At 70.3% G+C, this 6,117-nt stretch carries 4 protein-coding genes; 1 reads left to right on the top strand and 3 read right to left on the bottom strand.

Annotation, left to right across the window (positions count from 1 at the left end):
* The first annotated feature begins 1,249 nt into the window (after nucleotides 1-1,249).
* The gene (locus AB0J39_RS37555; RefSeq protein WP_346226448.1) at nucleotides 1,250-1,633 is read left to right on the top strand and encodes a cell division protein SepF; all 384 of its coding nucleotides are present in this window, start codon (nucleotides 1,250-1,252) and stop codon (nucleotides 1,631-1,633) included.
* 97 nt (nucleotides 1,634-1,730) lie between these two features.
* Here AB0J39_RS37555 and AB0J39_RS37550 read toward each other — a convergent pair whose 3' ends face one another.
* The 3 genes from AB0J39_RS37550 to plsX form a co-directional block, all read right to left on the bottom strand.
* Nucleotides 1,731-3,044 (bottom strand): hypothetical protein, encoded by a 1,314-nt coding sequence (locus AB0J39_RS37550; protein ID WP_363473672.1) that lies wholly within the window; start codon nucleotides 3,042-3,044, stop codon nucleotides 1,731-1,733.
* Between the two features lie 298 nt (nucleotides 3,045-3,342).
* Entirely contained in the window at nucleotides 3,343-5,064 is a 1,722-nt protein-coding gene (gene argS, locus AB0J39_RS37545; protein WP_363473669.1) for an arginine--tRNA ligase, read from the bottom strand.
* A gap of 51 nt (nucleotides 5,065-5,115) precedes the next feature.
* The coding region (gene plsX, locus AB0J39_RS37540) for a phosphate acyltransferase PlsX (RefSeq protein WP_363473666.1) at nucleotides 5,116-6,117 on the bottom strand (1,002 nt) is incomplete at its 5' end.

Raw genomic sequence — 6,117 nt, 5'->3', positions numbered from 1 at the left:
GGAGCGGGCGGGAGGGAGGACCGCAGCGAAGGCCCAGCGAAGCGGGCTTCGCGAGGACCGGACCTTCCGGCCGGCGCAGTGACCAACCCCCACCCACACCCCACTCATCCCACCCCACACACATCCAGAGAGAGCCGGGCGTGAGCATCGAGGGATCGAACCACCCAACCGGCGCAGTGACCAACCCCCACCCACACCCCTAGCTCACCCCACCCCAACGTGTGTCCCAGAGGCACCGTTCCCGTCCAGGCGCCCCACGATCCCCACACCCGCCGGCATCCCCCACACCGGATGCCCATTGCCCCACGCGTCCGCGTCCCTCACGCGTCGCATCTCTCAAGCGTCCACGTCACTCACGCCGCCGCCGCGGGGTCAGTTACTGCCACGCGAGGTCGAGTCTTGATTTCAGGGGGCGGAGGCCATCGACCGGGCAGTGGTCCCCGCGAGAGAATCGGCGGGTGTTACTGGAGACGCCACGGTTGTCCTCGCGTGTCCTCGCGCCGCTTTGCGGCCCGGGGGCGCGTAGGCGTTCGCCGTCTGCCATCCGGGCCCTGGCGGATAGCTGTCGCTGCGGCGAGCGCCTCCGTCCGGACGGTGCTCCCCAGTTGCTGAACCAGTCGGTGGCCAAGGGTCCGCTCACGAGGCTGCGCGGAGGTCTGAGCGCCGGGATGCGACGGACGTCTCGGGGCGTCGGCCGGGGCCGGATACGACGGCCTTTCCCGTCCTCTTTCCGCAGGCAGGATTGCGGATCCGTACTGTGCCGGAGGCGCGAGAGACACCTCAAATGGAGCTCGATATGGGAGCCTCAAGGACGCGCTCGGGGCCGCTACGCCGCTATCGAAAATGCTTTCGATATGAGAATTCCGGCGTCTTCGTCGCACAATTCGATCTTCATTGGCGGTGTCGTGAATCGTGTCTCACATGCGCAGCGCACCAGGTCCCACCTGCAAGATCGCGTTTCGGGAACCCGCCATCGGTGGCGTCCGTTGTGATCTACTGAAGGCGTGCCGTCGTTCGGGGTGACTGTGAGAAATGTTTGCGAAGGGTTCCATGGGGTAGGCGGGTTTGAGAGTTACCCTGGAAGGGCTGACGGAATTGACGATGAAGACACGAGTACCCGGCCTGCACATTATCCAGCCAACAACACTTAAACGGCCGGGCGTGTCGGTGGGGGTTCGCTGAATCGTCGATTACGGTTCCGCGTGTCGGGACGAGCCCGGAAAAGGACAAGCCGGAAAAGGACGAACCGATGGGGGCTGTGCGCAAGGTGGCGAGCTACCTTGGCCTGGGTGGGGCAGAGCAGTACGACGACGAGACCTATGCCGAGGACGAGTACGAGGACGACTGGATGCCGGCGGCCGAGCGTGCCGCCAAGCGTTGGCAGCCCAATGCCGACCCGGCCCGGATCGTCATGGTTCGCCCGCGGAAATACGACGACGCCCTGACGATCGGTCGGCACTTCCGCGAGGGCCACACGGTGGTCATGGACGTGGCGAGCATGTCGACGGCGGAGGCCACGCGAATGGTCGACTTCGCCGCAGGCTTGGCCTACGGCTGTGAGGGACGTATCGAGCGGATCGCGGACAAGGTCTTCCTGATCACTCCGGCGACGGTGGAGGTCTCCACCGCCTGAGACGCATCCGTGTGATCGCATGGATGCGCATCCGCGGACGAGACTGTGCCCGCCGCCCTTGCTGGGCGGCGGGCACAGTCGTCCGCGGTGCAGTCGCCTACGCGGCCCGCGGGCCCCGGCGCAGGAGGGTGGAGACTTCCGTCAGGTCCCGGGCGGCGGCGGAGGCGCGCTCCTCGGACTCCCTGGCGTACTCGTGCAGGGCCCAGACGGCTTTGTCGGCGAGGTCGGCGAGCTTGCCGGCCCGTGTCTGGACGTACCGCACGTCCGAGTGTTCCTTGATGCGATGCCGCCACAGCAGGTGACCGCCCCCGGCGCCGATCATCAGGCCGACGAGGGCGAGCGGCAGCGAGACCACGAACCCGGCGGCGAAGACGACGACGGCGAGGACCAGGAGGACGTATCCGGCCCAGGGCCGGGTGCGCTTCGGCACGCAGTCGGTGACGAGCCGCTGCTCGGCCGCGGCCATCGACTCCTGGTCGGGTCCCTCGGGCCTGAGCGTGATCGGATAGCCGAGGATCGGCACGTGCAGGGTGTCGGGCGGCGGTTCGCGCACGACCTCGACGAGGGCCTCGGCGGCCGCCCTGACGGCCGGCGCGGCCACGTGCAGGGCGAGCGCCGCCAAGTGGGGGTCGGCGTCGGGACGCAGGTCCTCCAGCAGATGCCCGGTGAGCGAGCTCAGCGGCCCTTCCTGGCCGCGCTGGCCGGCCAGGGCGCGGAGTACGGCCAGCGGCTCGTCCTCGGCCCACACGGTGCCACGTACGATCTTGGTGACCTCGCCGGCCTGCCGGGTGGAGGTGATCTCGGTGCAGCGCTCGCGCAGACGGTTCAGGGTGACCGACGCCCGCAGCGACCGTTCGATCTCGGGGACCTTGGCCAGTTCGGGGAACGCCTCCAGCGAGGCGGGCACGGCCGTCTCCGGCAGACCGGGAACCAGCGCCTTCAGCCATCGGTCGTCGGTGTCCGGCACGTTGACCGCGTCCAGCTTGCGCAGTACGAAGATCTTGCCGACCGGTCCGTACGCCCCGCGGGCGGCGGCGAGCCACAGCGCCCGCTGGCCGGGGGTCACCGGACGGTCATCGGACAGGTCGCCGAACGCGGTGCCGAGCCAGGAGGCGTGGATCCGGTCGCCGTGGCCGCAGACGGCGAGGGCCAGGCACAGGAACAGGGCGGTGCGCCGCTCGTCCAGCTGGTTCGCCAGGGCCAGTGGCTCCAGGGCGTCCTTGCCGGATGTGATGAGGACGAGCGCCTCGACGGCGGGCCCCAGCCAGTAGCCCGGCACGTCCGTGATGCCCGGCGGCAGGTCGGGCGCCGTCCCGTCGGCCGCGAGGCTGACGATCAGCGCCTCGGCGTAGCGGTGCAGCTCCGTGGCCTCGGCCAGGTTTTCGAAGTCCGGACTCGTGGTCAGGTCCATGCTCACGCGGAACGCTCCCCGAGGGGTCGGCTGGCACTCCCTTGACCGCGCCAGACTAGACGCTTGGTGCGACAGTCATGGACGAGGCGCGCCGTGGACGGCCGTGACCCGTGGAAACGGCAGGGCCGGGCCGCCCAGGAGCGGGCGGCCGGCCATGGACGTATGGGGACGGCATCTTCAGCATCCCCGTCATCCGGGTCATTCCCGGCATCCCAGGCATCTGTGGATGCGCGGACGACGTCCGCGGCCTCGAGAGAGCCGTTCTCCGTGTCCGCCGGAGCGGGATCCGGCACCCCGCTCACATCCGCTCGGGGACTTCGATGCCGAGCAGGTCGAGCCCGCGCAGCAGCACACGCAGGGTGAGCGCGGCCAGGGCCAGACGCGACTGCCGTACGGACTCGTCCTCGGCCTTGAGGACCGGGCAGCTTTCGTAGAACGAGGTGAACGTCTGGGCGACGTCGAACAGGTAGTTGCACAGCCGGTGGGGCTCGGAGAGTTCGGCGACGGCCGCGACGACCGAGCCGAAGCCGAGCAGCTGCAGCGCGAGCGCCCGCTCGGCCGGGTGGCCCAGCGTGATCGGACCGGTGGCCGACTCGGGCTCGATCCCGCCGTTGCGGAAGATCGACCGGATGCGGGCGGTGGCGTACTGGAGGTACGGCCCGGTGTTGCCGGTGAGGGCGAGCATGCGGTCGAAGTCGAACACGTACTCGCTGTCGTGGCTCACCGACAGGTCCGCGTACTTGACGGCGCCCATGCCGACCTGGCGCGCGATCTGCCGGCGGGTCTCGGGGTCGTACCCGCGCTCGGCGATGACGGCCTCGGCCCGGACGACGGCCTCGTCCAGCAGCTCGGTGAGCTTGATGGACTCGCCGCTGCGGGTCTTGAACATCTTGCCGTCGCTGCCGAGCACGCTGCCGATCTGCACGTGCTCCGCCTTCACGTCGTCGTGCAGCCAGCCGGCCATCCGCGCCGCGGCGAAGACCATCTGGAAGTGGAGCGACTGGGTGGCGCCCACGACGTACAGGACGCGGTCGGCCTTCAGGTCGCGCACCCGGTAGCGGATCGCCGCGAGGTCGGTCGTGGCGTAGCCGTACCCGCCGTCGCTCTTGCGGACGATGAGCGGCAGCGGCTGGTCGTCACGGCCCTTGAACCCGGGCGGGAACACGCACAGCGCGCCCTCGCTGATCTCGGCCACGCCCGTGCGCTCCAGCTCGTCGCAGACGTCGGTGAGCATGGGGTTGTACATGCTCTCGCCGGCGATGTCGTCGTCGGTCAGCGTGACGCCGAGCGTCCGGTACACCTTGGTGAAGTAGCGGTTGCTGTAATCGATGAACTCGCGCCAGAGCCGCAGGGTCTCCGGGTCGCCGCCCTGCAGCAGCGGCACCCGGCGGCGGGACCGCTGCTGGAACTCGGGGTCGTTGTCGAACTTGTGCCGCGCCGCCTGGTAGAAGGCGTTGCCGTCGCCGGCGGCGAGCATGCCGAGGGCCTCCTCCTCGCCGATGTCGAGGAGGTGCTCGATGAGCATGCCGAACTGGGTGCCCCAGTCGCCGAGGTGGTTCTGCCGGATCACCTGGTTGCCGACGTGTTCATGGGTACGCGCGAGGGTGTCGCCGACGATCGTGGTGCGCAGGTGGCCGACGTGCATCTCCTTCGCGGCGTTCGGCGCGGAGTAGTCGACGATCACGGTCTGCGGGGCAGGCTGCGGCACGCCGATGCGCTCGTCGAGCAGCCGCTGCCCGGCCTGCTCGGCGATCCAGCCGTCGCGGAGTGTCAGGTTGAGGAAACCGGGCCCGCTGACCTCCACGCTCACGTCGTTCGTGTCGAGGTGATCGGCGATCGCCTGGGCGACCTCCCGCGGGGCACGTCGGAGCCGCTTGGCCAGGCTGAGCGCGACGTTCGCCTGGTAGTCGGCGAACTGGGAGGGCCTGATCAGCGGATCTTCGGTGGCGTACTCCGGACCGAAGGCGGAACCCAGCGCCTGCTGGACCCGCTCGGTGAGCACGAGCTGCGGGTCGGTCATGCGTCAAGCTTATCGGCGCGCGGCTTCCGCCCGCCGTCCTATATCCGGTGGTCACCAGCGGCGGTGCGGCTTGTTGTTGGAGGCGATGCGCTCGCCGATCCTGGCGACGATGCCCTGGGCCGACAGGCGGGCCGCGAGCTCGCAGGCGGCGGCGACGCCGCGCGCCCGTGACGAGCCGTGCGCGATCACCACGGTGCCGTTGAGACCGAGCAGCACGGCCCCGCCGTGCGCCTCGGGATCGAGCCGGCCGGCCAGCTCCCGGAGCCGGGACCGCTGCAGCATCCCGCCGAGCCTGGCCACGCGGCTGTCCGCGATCGCCTCCCTGAACTGCTCGAAGGCGTACCGCACCGTGCCCTCGACGGTCTTGAGCGCGACGTTGCCGGTGAACCCGTCGGCGACGACCACGTCGACCTTCCGGGTGAGCAGGTCGTGCCCCTCGATGTTGCCGGTGAAGTCGATTCCGGGCGTGGTGGCGAGCAGCTCGTGGGCCCGTTTGGCGAGTTTGTTGCCCTTCGAGGCCTCGGCGCCGATCGTGAGCAGGCCGACGCGGGGACGCCGCAGGCCGAGCGCCGATTCGGCGTACGCCACGCCGAGGTGGGCGAACTGCACCAGCATCTCCGGCTTGGCGTCGGCGGTGGCGCCCGCGTCGAGCAGCACGGTCGGCTGGGGCAGCGTCGGCAGGCCGACCGCGATCGCGGGGCGTACGACCCCCTGCTGGGCCCGCAGCCGCAGCCGGCCGGTGGCGACGACGCCCGCCGTCGATCCCGCGGACACGACCGCGCAGGCGTCGCCGCGCCGGACGAGGTGGCAGGCGATGGCGATGCTGGACCGGGGCCGTCTCAGGCTCGCCAACGCGCCCTCGTCCATCGCCAGCGCCTCCTCCGCGCGGACGATGGGGATCTCGGTGACGGCGTCGTGCTCGCCCAGCTCCTGGTAGAGCAGACGGGGGTGGCCGACGAGGACGACGGGCACGCCCCGCTCCCGCACGGCCTGTACGGCTCCCGCGACGATCTCCGCGGGCGCGTTGTCGCCGCCCATGGCGTCGAGCGCCAC

It is taken from the genome of Microbispora sp. NPDC049633, assembly GCF_040675265.1.
In the GTDB taxonomy this organism is placed as follows: Bacteria; Actinomycetota; Actinomycetes; order Streptosporangiales; family Streptosporangiaceae; genus Microbispora; species Microbispora maris.
This window is presented reverse-complemented; position numbering and strand designations above follow the sequence as displayed.

What these genes read in the sequence shown, in the direction of transcription:
- AB0J39_RS37555 (WP_346226448.1), top strand. Translation starts at nt 1,250, where the DNA reads ATGGGGGCTGTGCGCAAGGTGGCGAGCTACCTTGGCCTGGGTGGGGCA.
- AB0J39_RS37550 (WP_363473672.1), bottom strand. Translation starts at nt 3,044, where the DNA reads ATGGACCTGACCACGAGTCCGGACTTCGAAAACCTGGCCGAGGCCACG.
- argS (WP_363473669.1), bottom strand. Translation starts at nt 5,064, where the DNA reads ATGACCGACCCGCAGCTCGTGCTCACCGAGCGGGTCCAGCAGGCGCTG.